This is a genomic window from Catellatospora methionotrophica (assembly GCF_011297335.1).
Classification (GTDB): domain Bacteria; phylum Actinomycetota; class Actinomycetes; order Mycobacteriales; family Micromonosporaceae; genus Catellatospora; species Catellatospora methionotrophica.
The window spans coordinates 292409-307026 of sequence record NZ_JAAOTJ010000007.1 but is presented as its reverse complement, the minus strand read 5'-3'; the positions used below and the strand labels follow the sequence as shown (position 1 = coordinate 307026).

At 69.7% G+C, this 14618-nt stretch carries 17 protein-coding genes, 2 tRNA genes and 1 rRNA gene; 6 read left to right on the top strand and 14 right to left on the bottom strand.

What is annotated here, in order from left to right; translation table 11 throughout:
• Positions 1 to 81: ribosomal RNA gene (locus tag HAV40_RS19315) — 16S ribosomal RNA — on the bottom strand; the annotation flags it as partial.
• 461 nt (positions 82 to 542) lie between these two features.
• Between HAV40_RS19315 and HAV40_RS19310 the strand changes: the two genes are divergently transcribed.
• Positions 543 to 1385: a GNAT family N-acetyltransferase gene (locus tag HAV40_RS19310; protein ID WP_166383151.1), complete on the top strand. Its 843-nt coding sequence runs from the start codon at positions 543 to 545 to the stop codon at positions 1383 to 1385.
• Here HAV40_RS19310 and HAV40_RS19305 read toward each other — a convergent pair.
• The gene (locus tag HAV40_RS19305) at positions 1382 to 2560 is read right to left on the bottom strand and encodes an MFS transporter (protein WP_239086004.1); all 1179 of its coding nucleotides are present in this window, start codon (positions 2558 to 2560) and stop codon (positions 1382 to 1384) included. The genes HAV40_RS19310 and HAV40_RS19305 overlap by 4 nt on opposite strands.
• Before the next feature lie 173 nt (positions 2561 to 2733).
• On the bottom strand, positions 2734 to 2964 hold the full coding sequence (locus HAV40_RS19300; RefSeq protein WP_166383149.1) for a hypothetical protein: 231 nt from the start codon (positions 2962 to 2964) through the stop codon (positions 2734 to 2736).
• 151 nt (positions 2965 to 3115) lie between these two features.
• Between HAV40_RS19300 and HAV40_RS19295 the strand changes: the two genes are divergently transcribed.
• A complete protein-coding gene (locus tag HAV40_RS19295) occupies positions 3116 to 3796 on the top strand; it encodes a helix-turn-helix domain-containing protein (RefSeq protein ID WP_239086002.1) in 681 nt (226 codons plus the stop codon).
• A 123-nt stretch (positions 3797 to 3919) separates the two neighbouring features.
• On the opposite strand, the gene clpX is transcribed toward HAV40_RS19295, so the two are convergent.
• The 4 genes from clpX to tig all read right to left on the bottom strand — a co-directional run bounded on the left by clpX (position 3920) and on the right by tig (position 8215).
• Complete coding sequence (clpX, locus tag HAV40_RS19290) at positions 3920 to 5212, bottom strand: ATP-dependent Clp protease ATP-binding subunit ClpX (RefSeq protein ID WP_166383147.1); 1293 nt, start codon at positions 5210 to 5212, stop codon at positions 3920 to 3922.
• Positions 5213 to 5412: 200 nt separating this feature from the next.
• Positions 5413 to 6066 (bottom strand): ATP-dependent Clp protease proteolytic subunit, encoded by a 654-nt coding sequence (locus HAV40_RS19285; protein WP_166383145.1) that lies wholly within the window; start codon positions 6064 to 6066, stop codon positions 5413 to 5415.
• Positions 6067 to 6078: 12 nt separating this feature from the next.
• Complete coding sequence (locus tag HAV40_RS19280; RefSeq protein WP_166383143.1) at positions 6079 to 6690, bottom strand: ATP-dependent Clp protease proteolytic subunit; 612 nt, start codon at positions 6688 to 6690, stop codon at positions 6079 to 6081.
• Positions 6691 to 6847: 157 nt separating this feature from the next.
• Positions 6848 to 8215 carry a trigger factor gene (gene tig / locus HAV40_RS19275; protein WP_166383141.1) on the bottom strand — a complete coding sequence of 456 codons (1368 nt, stop codon included), beginning with the start codon at positions 8213 to 8215 and terminating at the stop codon, positions 6848 to 6850.
• Between the two features lie 245 nt (positions 8216 to 8460).
• On the opposite strand from tig, the gene HAV40_RS19270 reads away from it, so the two are divergent.
• The 3 genes from HAV40_RS19270 (at position 8461) to HAV40_RS19260 (ending at position 9266) form a co-directional block, all read left to right on the top strand.
• On the top strand, positions 8461 to 8766 hold the full coding sequence (locus tag HAV40_RS19270) for a hypothetical protein (protein WP_166383139.1): 306 nt from the start codon (positions 8461 to 8463) through the stop codon (positions 8764 to 8766).
• Between the two features lie 283 nt (positions 8767 to 9049).
• A tRNA-Pro gene (locus HAV40_RS19265) sits at positions 9050 to 9126 on the top strand.
• Between the two features lie 66 nt (positions 9127 to 9192).
• A tRNA-Gly gene (locus HAV40_RS19260) sits at positions 9193 to 9266 on the top strand.
• A gap of 66 nt (positions 9267 to 9332) precedes the next feature.
• Here HAV40_RS19260 and HAV40_RS19255 read toward each other — a convergent pair.
• The 3 genes from HAV40_RS19255 to HAV40_RS19245 form a co-directional block, all read right to left on the bottom strand.
• Positions 9333 to 9755: a hypothetical protein gene (locus HAV40_RS19255; RefSeq protein ID WP_166383137.1), complete on the bottom strand. Its 423-nt coding sequence runs from the start codon at positions 9753 to 9755 to the stop codon at positions 9333 to 9335.
• A gap of 119 nt (positions 9756 to 9874) precedes the next feature.
• A complete protein-coding gene (locus tag HAV40_RS19250; protein ID WP_166383135.1) occupies positions 9875 to 10594 on the bottom strand; it encodes a hypothetical protein in 720 nt (239 codons plus the stop codon).
• Positions 10595 to 10753: 159 nt separating this feature from the next.
• A complete protein-coding gene (locus tag HAV40_RS19245) occupies positions 10754 to 11329 on the bottom strand; it encodes a hypothetical protein (RefSeq protein WP_166383133.1) in 576 nt (191 codons plus the stop codon).
• A 79-nt stretch (positions 11330 to 11408) separates the two neighbouring features.
• Between HAV40_RS19245 and HAV40_RS19240 the strand changes: the two genes are divergently transcribed.
• Entirely contained in the window at positions 11409 to 11639 is a 231-nt protein-coding gene (locus tag HAV40_RS19240) for a hypothetical protein (protein ID WP_166383131.1), read from the top strand.
• Positions 11640 to 11675: 36 nt separating this feature from the next.
• Here the strand turns inward: HAV40_RS19240 and HAV40_RS19235 are convergent, their stop codons facing one another.
• The 4 genes from HAV40_RS19235 to HAV40_RS19220 form a co-directional block, all read right to left on the bottom strand.
• Positions 11676 to 12146, bottom strand: coding sequence for a ribose-5-phosphate isomerase (locus tag HAV40_RS19235; RefSeq protein ID WP_166383129.1), 471 nt, complete (start codon positions 12144 to 12146; stop codon positions 11676 to 11678).
• Between the two features lie 227 nt (positions 12147 to 12373).
• Positions 12374 to 13567 carry a DUF1015 family protein gene (locus tag HAV40_RS19230; RefSeq protein WP_166383127.1) on the bottom strand — a complete coding sequence of 398 codons (1194 nt, stop codon included), beginning with the start codon at positions 13565 to 13567 and terminating at the stop codon, positions 12374 to 12376.
• Between the two features lie 72 nt (positions 13568 to 13639).
• A complete protein-coding gene (locus HAV40_RS19225; RefSeq protein ID WP_166383125.1) occupies positions 13640 to 13840 on the bottom strand; it encodes a hypothetical protein in 201 nt (66 codons plus the stop codon).
• 85 nt (positions 13841 to 13925) lie between these two features.
• Positions 13926 to 14561: a DsbA family protein gene (locus HAV40_RS19220; RefSeq protein WP_166383123.1), complete on the bottom strand. Its 636-nt coding sequence runs from the start codon at positions 14559 to 14561 to the stop codon at positions 13926 to 13928.
• Positions 14562 to 14618: the final 57 nt, after the last annotated feature.

The window sequence follows — 14618 nt, the reverse complement described above, 5'->3', positions numbered from 1 at the left end:
CGAAAGGCCTTTCCGCTCGACTTGCATGTGTTAAGCACGCCGCCAGCGTTCGTCCTGAGCCAGGATCAAACTCTCCAAAAAGAATTCAAAAACCCGGCAAAAAACAAACCCGACATAAATGTCCAGAATGTTTAATACCAAAGTAACCATCCCAAAGGATGGCCAATAAATTGGCACTTGGCTTAAATAGCACCCTGTTGAGTTCTCAAAGAACAAGCACACACCGAACACCACCCGATTCCTCGGGAAGCACTGCGGGGCTGTGTCGTTCACAGTACCGGACCGGTTTCGCGGCCCCCTAACCGGGGTCCGCCCCACTCCGGGCGGCCAAGCGATCCGGCCTCCACCCGAGCATTTCAGCCCCGGTGTTTTTGTCCGTTCCTCGCTGGCAGAGAGAACATTACGCGGCCCGGCGACCCAGATGCAAATCGGGGTCGGTTGTCGCCTGCCACATCCCGCCGCTCGACCATATTAGCTGGTCACACGGGTGCGATGTCGCGAAAGGAGTGTTCTCGCGAGCGCCCTCGGGGCAGAATCTGACCGTGAGAGTGACCGCCGACACATCCCTGAGCAGGTTTGCCCCTGCGGTCCTGCCCTGGCTCAGACGTGAACCGGTCCGCAACAACCAGCTGCTGACCCTGCTCCAGTCCCGGTTGGACGGCATCGTCCTGGCCGAATCGGACCTGCTCATGCTGCGGATCCTCGCCGACGGCGACACCCTCGCGGGCGTCGCGGTCTGCCCTCCACCATTCGCCATGCTGCTGAGCGAACTGGCCGACGGAGCCGAGACCGCGCTCGCGGACCACCTCGTCGCGCACGCACCGCAGGTGCGACGGTTCACCGGGCTCCCCGAGCAGACCCGCCGTCTCGCGGCACAGGTCGCCGGACGCACCGGCGCGGCAGCCACGCTGCTGGCGTCGTACCGGATGTTCGATGCCGTGGATGTGGTCGCGCCGACCCGGGTGCACGGGCGCCCCCGCGAGGCCGCGCAGGCGGACCGGGATCTGCTGGTGGCCTGGTCCGAGGCGTTCCAGCGGGAGGCGCTGGCGGACCATCCGCAGTCGAATCCGGCCGCGCCGATCGACGGCCGGCTCGCCCTGGGCGGGCTGCTCTGGACATGGGAAGCCGGTGGGGAGCCGGTCAGCATGGCCGCGATGACCGCGCCCGCAGCGGGCGTCGTACGGCTGAATCTCGTCTACACCCCGCCACGGCGGCGCGGCAACGGCTACGCGGGCGCGCTCGTCGCCGCGATCAGCGCGGCGGTGCTCGGGGCCGGGCTGCGCCCGACGCTGTTCACCGATCTCGCCAATCCGACCAGCAACAAGATCTATCAGGCGGTCGGTTACCGGCCGGTGCAGGACACCGCGATGTGGGAGGTCGGCTAGGCCGGCGCGGTGGCCGGAGACGGCTCGCGGTGCGTGATCTCGGCCGCGCGCAGCCTGCCCGCAGCCAGCGCGACGATCGCGATGAGGCCGGTCACCAGCGCGAACGAGAACGGCAGCGAGGTGGCGTGGGCGATCCCGCCCATCAGTCCCGGCGCGGCCAGTCCCGCGCCGTACGACACTGTCGCCACGCCCGCGATGGCGTGCGCGGGATGGTCGCCGGTGTGCCCGGCGGCGCTGAACGCCAGCGGGACCACCACGGCGCAGCCGAGGCCGATCATGCCGAAACCGAGGATGCCCACCAGCGGTGTCCAGGCGGCGACGACCAGGATGCCGCCGAGGATGCCGACCACTCCGGCGGCCCGCACCGTGCCGACCGCTCCGAACCGCCGGACGACCGCGTCGCCGACGAGCCGCCCACCGGCCATGGCAAGCGCGAAGCAGCTGTACGCCACGGCGGCCTGACCCTCGCTGGCGTCCAGGATCTTGCGCAGGTACACGGCGCACCAGTCCGCAGTGGCGCCCTCGGCGAAGACGGCGCAGAAACCGACCAGCCCGATGATCAGCACCGGCCCGCGCGGCAGCGAGAACCGCGGCCCGTCGTCGGACGCCGGCACCGGCGCGTTCGGCAGGAGCCAGTGCCCGGCGGCGATGCCCACTACCGCGAGCAGCACGCCCATCACGGCGAGGTTCACCGGCGCGCTGACGCCCAGGTAGGCCGCCCCAGCGCCGATACCCGAGCCGATCAGCCCGCCGACCGACCACATGCCGTGCAGGCTGGACATGATCGAGCGGCCCAGCCGCTGCTCGACCTCGACGCCCTCGGCGTTCATCGCGATGTCGGAGGTCCCGGCGGCCGCACCGGCGAGCAGCAGCATGCCCATCAGCGCCCACCGGTTCGGCGCGAGCGCGAGCACACCGACCGCGAGGGTCCACGCGGTGATGAGTACCCGGGTCGCGGTGCGCCCTCCCCATCGCTGCACCAGTCGCCCGGCGAACGGCATCGTGCTGAGCGAGCCGACCGCGGGCATGATCAGCGCCAGCCCGAGCGAGCCCTCGTTGAGCTTCAGGTTCTCGGCGATCCACGGGATGCGGGCGGCGAAGCTGCCACTGGCCGCACCGTGCACCGCGAACACCATCGCCACCGCCCAGCGGGCCCGCGTCACCACCGAAGTCACGCCTGGCACCTTACGTGCCACATCGACGAACGACCACCGCCACCGCCACCGGCAACAGCCACCGCAACAACAGCACACCCCCACAGGCGCGCGCACCGTCGCCCATCGCCAGTCGCCAGTCGCCAGTCGCCCGCAGTTTCGGGGAAACCGCACGCGAGCGTGGGGGCGCTCGCCTAGCGCCAGCCCGCCGACGAGGGCACGAGTGCGGATGTCACGGCGGTGACGGGGGCGACGACGGCCATCGCGCCGCTCGCGAGGCCTTGGTACAGCAGGACAATGCCGAACAGTCCGGCAATTCCGGCCAGTGCGCCCCATCCCGGTGCCGACACGCCGAGCCGACCCGGGACCAACAGCAGGAAAGCTGCGATCATCGGTATCGCGCACAACGGCGATACCACGGTCACCGAGTAGCAGTGGCCACGCACGTCGCGGCACCCTGGACGGCCTTGCCACCGCAGAAGTCGGCGGTGCCCCAGACCAGGGCGGACGTGCCCGCGAGCAGGACAGAGATCACCACAAGCTCGTATCACAGTATTGACCGCAAAGGACAGCGTGTTGACCGATACGACGATCGAACGGGCCCGATCAACCGAACGCGGCGACGGTTCGCCCGCGCCCCGGCCCCGGCATCTGCCCCTTGAGGAGATCAATGCCGCGGTGGCGCTGCACGTACGCGCCCTGCGGGCCGGTCGGGGCTGGTCACTGGACGAACTGTCCGGCCGGTCCGGGGTCAGCAAGGGCATGCTCGTGCAGATCGAGGGCAGCCGCACCAATCCCAGCGTCGGCACGCTGGCCCGCATCGCCGAGGCGTTCGGCGTCACCGTGGCCCGGCTGCTGCAGCCCGCTGCCGACCGGACGGTGCACCTCAGCGAGATGGACGACGCCCCCGTGCTGTGGCGCGGTGGCCGGGGCGGCACGGGACGGCTGCTGCGCGGCCTGAACGACCCGGACTTCGTGGAGCTGTGGGACTGGCGGTTCGCCCCGCAGGAGCGCTACGAGGCCGAGGAACTGCTGCCTGGCACCCGGTGCATGGTGCACGTGCTGGTCGGGCAGATCGCGGTCACCGTCGACGCCGTCGAGCACCCCGTGCACGTCGGGCAGACCCTGGACTTCCGCGCCGACCGGGCGCACACCGTGCGCAACGCGCTGGACTCCCCGGCCCGGCTGGTCATGGTGGTGGCGATGCCGCCGGGTGAGTTCGACCGCCGCCGCGGTCCGCTGATCGCTCAGCGCTGACCGGCGGCCCCCTCCCACCCGGCGCGGCGGCGAGGCTCGAGAACAACGAGACTTGAAACCGGCGAGGTCTGAGAACGGCGAAGCGCCGTCCCCCGGATGCGGGGACGGCGCTGTGTCGCGGGGTCAGGCGGTCTTCTCCTCGCGGTGGTGACGCGCCCGGCGGCCGGTGGTGAGGTCGCGCCGCGGCACGATGGTCGGGTAGACCTTCTCCAGCACGGTGTCGCGGGTGATCAGCACACGCTCGGCGTTCGGGTCGCTGGGCACCTCGTACATCACGGAGAGCAGGATCTCCTCCATGATCGCGCGAAGGCCGCGGGCGCCGGTGTTGCGCAGCATGGCCTGGTCGGCGATGGCCTCCAGGGCCTCGCTGTCGAAGTCGAGCACGACGTTGTCGAGCTCGAACAGGCGCTGATACTGCTTCACCAGGGCGTTGCGGGGCTCGGTCAGGATCTTGACGAGCGCCTCGCGGTCGAGGCTGCGCACCGTGGTGATGACGGGCAGGCGGCCGATGAACTCGGGGATGATGCCGAACTTCAGCATGTCCTCGGGCATGACCTTGGCCAGCACCTCGTCGTTGGTGCGGTCGGAGACCGCGCGCAGGTGAGCGCCGAAGCCCAGGCCCGAGCGCGCGGTGCGCTGCTCGATGATCTGCTCCAGGCCCGCGAACGCGCCACCGCAGATGAACAGGATGTTGGTGGTGTCGATCTCGACGAAGTCCTGGTGCGGGTGCTTGCGGCCGCCCTGCGGGGGCACGTTGGCCCGGGTGCCTTCCAGGATCTTCAGCAGCGCCTGCTGCACACCTTCGCCGGAGACGTCACGGGTGATCGAGGGGCTGTCGGACTTGCGCGCGATCTTGTCGATCTCGTCGATGTAGACGATGCCGGTCTCGGCGCGCTTGATGTCCCAGTCGGCGGCCTGAATGAGCTTGAGGAGGATGTTCTCGACATCCTCACCCACGTAGCCGGCCTCGGTGAGCGCGGTCGCGTCCGCTATCGCGAACGGGACGTTGAGCATGCGGGCCAGGGTCTGCGCGAGGTGTGTCTTACCGGTGCCGGTCGGGCCGATGAGCAGGATGTTGCTCTTCGCCACCTCGACGGCCTCACCGCCCCGGGTGTGCGCCGCGTCGGCCTGCAGCCGCTTGTAGTGGTTGTAGACCGCGACGGCGAGCGCCTTCTTCGCGCCGTCCTGGCCCACCACGTACGAGTCCAGGAACTGGCAGATCTCCATCGGCTTGGGCAGCTCTTCCCAGCGGACCTGCTCCTCGCCGGCGAGCTCCTCTTCGATGATCTCGTTGCAGAGGTCGATGCACTCATCGCAGATGTAGACGCCGGGTCCGGCGATGAGTTTCTTCACCTGTCGCTGCGACTTGCCACAGAAGGAGCATTTCAGCAGGTCGCCGCCGTCGATCCGTGCCACCTACGACTCCCCCTGCCCCTGAAGCGGACTGACGCCGTGCCGCACGAGGCGGCCCGACATCTGTTCTGCCTTGACGTTACCTGTTGTGAGCCGGTTTGCGGCGTCCCCACCCCGCCTACCGCTGCACCAGATTCTGACACGTGGCTGTGACACCGCGGCGGTGCCGTCCACCTGTTGGGGTGAACGGCACCGGGTGGTGTTCAGCGAGCGCCTGCCATCAGGCTCTTCTTGCGGCTGGTCATCACGGAGTCGACCAGGCCGTACTCGAGGGCCTCGCTGGCCGTGAGGATCTTGTCACGGTCGATGTCCTTCTTGACCTGCGCCGCGTCCTTGCCCGAGTGACGCGCGAGCATCTCCTCCAGCTGGCTGCGCATCCGCATGATCTCCCGGGCCTGGATCTCGATGTCCGAGCCCTGCCCGTAGCCGCCCTCGGTGGCCGGCTGGTGGATGATGATGCGCGAGTTCGGCAGCGCCAGGCGCTTGCCCGGGGTGCCCGCCGCCAGCAGCACGGCCGCGGCGCTGGCCGCCTGGCCCAGGCACACCGTCTGGATGTCGGGGCGCACGAACTGCATGGTGTCGTAGATCGCGGTCATCGCGGTGAACGAGCCGCCGGGCGAGTTGATGTACATGGTGATGTCGCGGTCCGGGTCGGACGCCTCCAGCACCAGCAGCTGCGCCATCACGTCGTTGGCGGACGCGTCGTCGACCTGCACACCGAGGAAGATGATCCGGTCCTCGAACATCTTGTTGTACGGGTTGGTCTCCTTCGTCCCGTACGACGTGCGCTCGATGAACGACGGGATGATGTAACGGTTGCTGACCTCGGCGAAGCTCGGCTTCAGGTTGGGAAACATCGTCTATCCCCTTCAGTTTCCGACCGGCACGGCCTGCGCGGAAGTGATCACGTGGTCGATGAAGCCGTACTCCTTGGCCGCTTCCGCGTTGAACCAGCGGTCACGGTCGCTGTCCGCCTCGATCTGCTCCACCGGCTGGCCGGTGTGCTGGGCGATCAGGTCGATCATCAGCTTCTTGGTGTAGATCATCTGCTCGGCCTGGATGGCGATGTCGGCCGCGGTGCCGCCGATGCCACCGGAGGCCTGGTGCATCATGATCCGCGCGTGCGGCAGCGCCGAGCGCTTGCCCTTGGCACCCGAGCACAGCAGCATCTGCCCCATCGAGGCCGCCATGCCCAGCGCGATCGTCGCCACGTCGTTCTTGATGTACTGCATGGTGTCGTAGATCGCCATGCCGTCGTACACCGAGCCGCCGGGCGAGTTGATGTACAGGTAGATGTCGCGGTCCGGGTCCTCCGCGGACAGCAGCAGCAACTGCGCGCAGATCCGGTTGGCGACCTGGGTGTTCACGTCACTGCCCAGGAAGACGATGCGCTCCTTGAGCAGGCGGTTGTACACAGAATCGTCGAGGCCGCCGGCGATCGGATCGGAACCCCGCGCAGATGGAACGTGCAGCTCGCTCATATCGGCAGCCTTTCTCGTTGTCCTACAGCGACCCTAACCGCTGCCACTGACCGCAGCTTCCCCGAGATCGGCGTGTTCGCTGTCAGCGCACCCGCCCCCGGCATGAACGCAGAAGGACCCGCCCACGGTGGTGAACGGGTCCTTCTGGATCTTCACATCAGTGGTTGTGGCCCTCGTGGTCACCGTGGTCGTGACCCTCGTGGCCGTTGTCCTCGCGCAGCGAGTCCAGGCTCAGCACCTCGCCGTCGGTGTCGGTCATCACGACCCGCTCCATGACCAGCGCCAGTGCCTTGCCCCGGCGCACGTCGCCGTAGACGGCGGCCGCGGCACCCTGCTGGACCAGGCGGTCGTAGTACACCTGCGGCGCGACGCCGGCCCGCTGGGCGCGGTGCACGATCTCGTGACCGTACTCGTCGTCGCTGACCTCGACGTTCTCCGTCTCGGCGATGGTGTCCAGGACGAGCTGGATCTTCACACCCTCGGCGGCGGCGTCGGCGAGCTCGGTGTCGATCTGCTCCTCGGTCTTCTCCTCGGCGGCGAGGTACTCGTCCAGGCTCGCGCCCATCCGCTCGAGCTGCTCGACCATGGCGGCCTTGCGCTGCTCGACCTCGTCGGAGACGACACCCTCGGGGGCCGGCACGTTGGCCTGCTTGACCAGCTCGGCGAGCGCCTTGTCACGGGCCGCGTACAGCTGCTCGACCTTCTTCACCCGGGTGATCCGCTCGCGCAGGTCGCCGCGCAGCTCCTCCAGGGTGTCGAACTCGCTGGCCAGGCCGGCGAAGTCGTCGTCGAGCTCGGGGAGCTCCTTCTCCTTGACCGTGCGCACGGTCACCTTCACGTCGGCGTCGCGGCCGGCGAACTCGCCGCCCACCAGCTGGCTGGTGAAGGTGACGTCCTCGCCGGCGGACAGGCCGACGACGGCCTCGTCCAGGCCCTTGAGTAGCTGGCCGGAGCCGAGCTCGTGGGAGATGTTGCTGGCGGTGCCGCCCTCGACCTCCTGGCCGTCGACCGTGGCGATCAGGTCGAGCTGCACGAAGTCGCCGGTGGCGGCGGCGCGCTCGACCGTCTTCAGGGTCGCGAAGCGCTGGCGCAGGCCGTCGACCTGCTCGTCGATCTCGGCGTCGGCGATGGCCAGCGGCTCGACCTCGACCTTGATGGCGCTCAGCTCGGGCATGGTCAGCTCGGGGCGCACGTCGACCTCGGCGGTGAACTTCAGCGGCTGGCCGTCGGCGAACTCGAGGTTGTCCACGGCCGGGCGGCCGAGCAGCTTGACCTCGTGCTCACGCACGGCGGCGAAGATCTGCTGCGGGATGGCCTCCTCGATCGCCTCCTGCAGGACCGCGCCGCGGCCCACCCGCGCATCGATGACCTGGGCCGGGATCTTGCCCTTGCGGAAGCCGGGGATGTTCACCTGCGCCGCGATCTCCCGGTACGCCTTCTTCAGGCTCGGCTCGAGCTCTGCGAACGGCACCTCGATGGCGAGCCGCACTCGCGTCGGGCTCAGAGTCTCGACGGTGCTCTTCACTGGCGTACTCCTTGGGATCTTTCGGTCGTTTTGACGGGCCTTCGCACTGTACTGCTCGGCCACGCCGCGTCATGAGGCCGGTCCGACACGCGGACAGCGAAGCCCGGTCGAGTGTAGGCGAATACCTGGTTGCCCCCTGGCATCGGGCCGTGGTTCTCGGCGGATGTCACACATCCCGGCGCGGCGACACCATAATGTCCAACAAAGCAGACAAACTGGGCGGGTTGTCCGGGGAGGAGACCGCCGTGCCACCGATCGATGCGTCAACCTTGCTCGCGACCGTGCTCACCGACGTCGCGGGGCCGCTGCTGAGCCTGACCGCGAGCCCGCAGCACACTCCGGCGGCCCTGATCGGCTTGCCGACACTGGTCCCGGCGGATTTCGGGGGCAAGGGGCTGGCGCTGGCGGGGGCTGTCTTCTTCGCCGCGCTCACCGTCGCGCTGACGGTCTGGCTACACAAGAAGATCAGGCCGGAGCGCCTGACCCCGGCCAACGCGCACGTCATTCACCCGGAGGGGACCTCGCAGCCCGGTGGAGCCCCATCCGCCTGATCGAACAAAGCCCCACCGGGGGCTCCGGGCACCGCCGGGCGTGCCGCCCGCCGTGGGCGCCGATCCAGGAGCGCCACGGTCCGGACGAACGAACCCCGGTGCACTCCTGGATCGGCGAGCGAGGGGGCGATCGTCTCCCCGTCCCTGGCTACACCATAGAGCCGCAGACGGGTCGCGAGAGGGCAAATGCCGAAAATCATTCACAACGGGACACGGCTATATGGGTGTGCGACCGGGTGCGAAGACCGCATACACTTCCGGGGGCGCCGGTCACCCGGCGCGACGGGGTGTAGCGCAGCTTGGTAGCGCACTCGCTTTGGGAGCGAGGGGCCGTCGGTTCGAATCCGGCCACCCCGACCAGCCATGGTCCGGCAGGCACCACCTCGCCGACCGGCCATGCTGACGGGCCGCTAAACTAGGGGCCACGCGGGCGTAGCTCAATGGTAGAGCTTCAGTCTTCCAAACTGACTACGCGAGTTCGATTCTCGTCGCCCGCTCCACCACGGAGAGCCCAGGCTCCGGCATCGCGCCGGACCTGGGCTTTCTCCATGTACGGCCCGAAGCCGTCAGGCAGCCGTGGGGTCCGCGTCGCCGGCCGGGCGGGCGGCGTACACCAGGTCGCCGTGACCGGCCCAGATCACCACTCCGGCCCGGTGGGCCCTGGCCCGCTCGGTGGCGGCGCGCAGGTTGCCGATCCGGAACCGGATGTAGTCCTCGCCGCGTCCCGAGGCGGCCGCCACGTCGGCCAGGTGCTTGAGGATCAGCTCGCAGTCGTTCACCAGGTCGTCCAGCGCCACGAAGTCGACCCACACGTCCCCGATGGACAACCCGACCACCACCGTCGCGCCCAGGGCGCGCACCGCGGGCGAGCCCCACAGGGTGTGCCGGGTGTCGTCGTGACCCACGAGGTCGGACTCGTCCGGCGGGGTGGTCAGGATGACGAGGTTGCCGGAATCGTTGCGCAGGAAGACGTCGACCGAGATGCTCACCAGCGCAGCAGACCACACCCGCGGGCAGGCCTCCAATCACGACTCACGCCATAGAGCGACGACCGTATGGCTGGGCGTGACTGTCCGGACGGGCCATACCGCGGCGCGGCGGTGTCGGCTCAGGCGTTGCACAGACGCTGGCGGGCGGACTGATCCGCGTCGGCGTTGCAGCGGTAGGGCGAGCCGAGGATCTGGCGCAGGTGGTCGGTGAGCGGGATCAACTCGATGACCCCGGGCGCGAACGCCCGGACCCGGTAGCCGTCGCCGACCTTGGGCAGGCCCTCCAGGCTGTCCGGCACGACCGAGGCACCACTGTCGTCGGTGTAGCGGAACCCCGTGTAGAGCAGGTGCGGCGCACCGGGGCTCAGATCCACCTTGAGCGTCGCGGTGGCCGTGCAGCGCACCGGCACGGAGATGCCCCGGCACGGGCCGAGCTGGATGCGTTCGGTGGCGGTGCCGTTCGGCTCGATGGTCATCTCGGCCCCGTGCACCCGCCAGGTCCCGACGTACGGCGCGAGCCCCGGCACGATCGCCGCGGGCGTGGACGCGGGGGTGCCGGACGGCGTGGCCGGAACGGTCCGCGACGCGGTCCCGCCGACGCTCGCGCCGACGGTCGCACCGGGGATCGCGAAGGTGCTCGTGCCGGTGCCTGCGAAGGCGGTCGCGCCCGGACCCGCGGCGGCAGTCACAGAGCCCCCGGAGCCGTTCCCGACCCCCGCCGGGGTGTCGGCAGTGCCCGCAATCGCGGTGTCGCCCACGAGCAGTCCCTGGCCGAGGGCGACGCCCGTGGCGACCGTCACCACGCCCAGCGCGGCGGCCAGCGGAAACCGCCATCCCATGCCGCCCTCCCCGCGTCCGACAAAACCAGAGGTGATTTACCCTATTTCACCCTAGTTGACGCCAGTCTACAAACGCGAAGATCGCCGTCTCCGGTCAAGATCTGCGGTTAGACCGCACATCATGACCGCAAACAGCGATCTTCAAGACGGATCGAGGTGTCAGCGCACGCCGCGCAGGAAGTTCCAGGCGTCGACGACCCAGTCGATGGAGCGCAGGTACTGCACCCCGGCGACGACCAGGAACAGGCCGATCACGGCGTGGGACAGCCAGGCGCTGCGCCGGGTCCGACCCATGATCTTCTCCAGCACCACGCCGCCGACGAGCCGGGACAGCGCGAACAGGCCGACCCCGACCACGAGGACGAGGAACAGGGCCAGGGTCGCGGTGCCGTGGTTGCTGTCCACGCCCGCCGACGCCGCCCACAGGCCCCAGGAGACGAGCAGGAAGATCGCCCCGGCCACGCTCCACCGGCCGCCGGCCTTCAGCTGCCGCATGCGTACGCCGAACGGCACGTCCGGGCGCTTGAGGTGGCCCGAGGTGACGATCTGCCCCGGCATGAGCGTCGGCTCGAACGAGACCGTCTGCTCCACCTGGCGCTGGGCGGGCACCGCGGCCACACCCGTCTTGTAGTCCTTCTGCCCCGGCGCGGGCTGCTGGGTCTGCAACGCCTCGGTCGGGATCTCCTGCGTACGGTCGAACCGCAGTTCCTTGGTCGGATCGTTCCCCTCAGTCACGCCCGACATGCTAGCCGCCACGCACGACACCGCCAGCCGAGTATCGCGGCCGCCCCTGATCACCGGCTAGCCTGACCGGATGCAGGAATACGAGCGCCGTCGGCACCGTGGCCGCTCCGACGACGATGACGACCACGACCTCGAACGGGGCCTGCGCGGCCTGATCGGGCCCGGTGCGTCGCAGATCAGCCTGTCGGCGGCGCTGCGGGCGCGGGACGCGGCCCGGCCCACGGCCGAGGACCTGGCCCGTGCCGAGGCCGAGCTGGACATCGTCCGCCGGGGCTGGGTGCCGCGCGATCCGCTGCGCTGAGGCCGCCGGAATCGCCCCAGCTCAGTCGGGAATCCGTCAGTTCGGCAGGGGCGGCAGCTCGCCGGTCTTCTCGTAGACGGCGACTTCCTCGATGCGTCGCGCGTGCCGCTCGGCCTGCGAGAACGGGGTGCTCAGGAACGCCTCGACGATCGCGGTCGCCTCGTCGAGGGAGTGCTGGCGGGCTCCGATGCCGACGACGTTGGCGTCGTTGTGCTGGCGGCACAGGGTGGCGGTGTCGATGTTCCAGGCCAGCGCGGCGCGTACGCCCGCGATCTTGTTGGCGGCGATCTGCTCGCCGTTGCCGGAACCGCCGATCACCACGCCCAGGCTGCCCGGGTCGGTGACCACCCGGTGCCCGGCATGCAGGCAGAACGAGGGGTAGTCGTCCTCGGCGTCGTAGGCGTGCGCGCCGACGTCGACCACGTCATATCCCTTGGCCTTCAGCTCGGTGACCAGGTGGGCCTTCAGTTCGAAACCGGCGTGGTCCGCCGCGAGGTAAACGCGCATGGTCAAAGTCTGCCAGCCGCGACCGGCGGCCACGCAGCGGACCCGCACGCCGAGCCGCCCCGAGCCGGGCCGTTCCGCACACGATCGTCCGACGTGCCAGGCAACCGGCGAAAACACGGGCGCAAGATACGCACAGGTGCCGGGCCAGGCGGACGATCGTGGTGCAGGCGATGTTGGGGAGGGCACCTTCCACACCGCACTGCGGTGTGGAAGGTGCCCTTCCTTCATCACGGAAGCTGGGCCACGACGAGGCCGGCGCGGGCCTTCGGGGTGAACCAGGTGCTCTTGCGGGGCATCTTCTGGCGGGCCAGGTTGACCTCGACGAAGTCGTCGACCGTCACCGGGGCGATCAGCACGGCCAGGGCGGCCCGTCCGGCGTCGACCTCGCCGGTCAGCCAGGAGGCCGGGTAGTCGCCGCCGACGTAGGTGATGCGCTTGTCGCCCGGCTCGGTGTCCAGCGCCTCGCCGAACAGGACCCGCTCGACCAGGGCGTGGTCGATGTTGTCGACCACGGAACCGGCCGGGTCGCGGGGCAGGGTGACCGCGTAGGCGCGGCCCGCCGCGTACAGGTTGACGACGCCGCCGGTCGCGGGCACCTCGCCGGTGCCCTCGGTGACCTGCGCACCCGCCTTCTCCAGCCGGGTCAGCAACTCCTCGACGGTGATGTCGAGCTTGTGCACCAGGCGGTTGTAGGGCTGGATCGCCACCGAGGCCGGGGTGGTCACCACGGCCAGGAAGCGCGCGAAGCCGCCGGTCTGCGCGGCCAGACTGCGGTGGTTGCCGTCGGCGACGACCAGGTCGCCACCGCCGGCCAGCTCCCGCAGCGCGTCGGCCTGCGGGCCCGCGGGCAGCGGCCAGATCGCGTGGGTACGCCCCGACGGGTCCACATCGGTCGCGGCGGGCTCGCCCGCCCCGGCGACCGCCGCGGCCAGCGCCGCGTGCAACTCGTCGCCGCGGCCGGTCTGCAGCAGCAGCACCGGCGACAGCAGGTGACCCAACGCCTGGGCCAGGGCCACGCGCTCGCGCACCTTCTCCAGGAAGACGTCCTCGTTGCGGATCACCAGGCCGGGCTCGTCGGCGCTGGTGGAGATCTGGTCGGTGTCGACCATGCACCACAGGCCGTACGCGGTGGAGCCGTCCGGGGCGGTGATCGCGTAGAGCACGACCACGTCGCGCGCCTCGCGGTAGGCCCCGGCCTGCTTGGCCTCGGTCAGCCGGGCCACCGCGTCGGGCAGCGCGTCGGCGAAGGACCTGCCCAGGCTGTCCGGGGCCCGGTGCGGCATCTCGACGGCGAGCGCGCTACGCGGGTTGGCGGTGATGATCTCGGTGATCTCGGCGTCGTCGGCGAACTCGTCGTAGTTCTGCGCGCCGGTGGCTCCCGTGGTGAGCCAGGCCGTGTGGATCGGGTGTACGACTGTCACGGCTGCTCACGCTACCGGCGTCCACCGGCTGGGACGGCGTGGCCCCGACGGGCCACGCCGTGGCGGTCAGGCTCAGCGGCTGATCGCGAATCCGGCGGGCGACGCCCCGACCAGGACCGGCTCGGCGAGGAACGCGGCGATCTCGGCGGGCAGGTTCGGCTGCCAGGTAGCCCACCTGCTCTCCTCGACGGTGAAGCACGAGGTGCCCAGGCTGTCGGTGACGGCCTGGGCCGGTGCGACCAGGCGCCAGGGGTCCGCGGCGACGTCCGCCATGTCTTTTCTCCCGACTCGTCGGTGAAGTGGAATGTGTTCCACCTCACCAACGAGCGGACGGGCGGAAAGGACAGCCCCGGCGGCCTCAGTCGAAAATCGGACCCAGGTCGCGGGAACGCTTCAGCTCGTAGAAGCCGGGGATTCCGGCCACCAGCAGCACGCCGTCCCAGAGCCGTCCCGCGGCGTCGCCCTTGGGCGCGGGCGTCACGACGGGGCCGAAGAACGCGATGCGCTCGCCGTCCGGGCCGGGCGCGTGGATGACCGGGGTGCCGACGTCGGTGCCGACCGGCTTCATGCCCGCGTTGTGGCTCTCGACCAGCAGGTCGTCGTACGCCGTCTCGGTGGCGGCGGAGGCCAGCGCGGGGTCGAGCCCGGCGTCGGTGAGGGCGGCGGCGTACAGCTCCGGGCCCAGTTCCTGCTTGCCGAGGTGGATCCGGGTGCCCAGGGCGGTGTAGAGGTCGCGCAGCACGTGGTCGCCGTACTTGCCGGCGGCGGCGATGCACACGCGCACCGGGCCCCAGCCGCGCTCCATCAGCGCCTGGTACTGCTCCGGCACGTCGCGGCCCTGGTTGAGCACGGACAGGCTCATCACGTGGAAGTCCACCTTCACCGGGCGGACCTTCTCCACCTCCAGCAGCCAGCGCGACGTCATCCAGGCCCACGGGCAGATCGGGTCGAACCACATGCCGACAGAGGAGGGGGTTTCACTGACAGAGGTCATGTGGTGAATCATGACGCGGCGGTTTCACTCGGGGCGCGTGACCTTAACCACGTGACT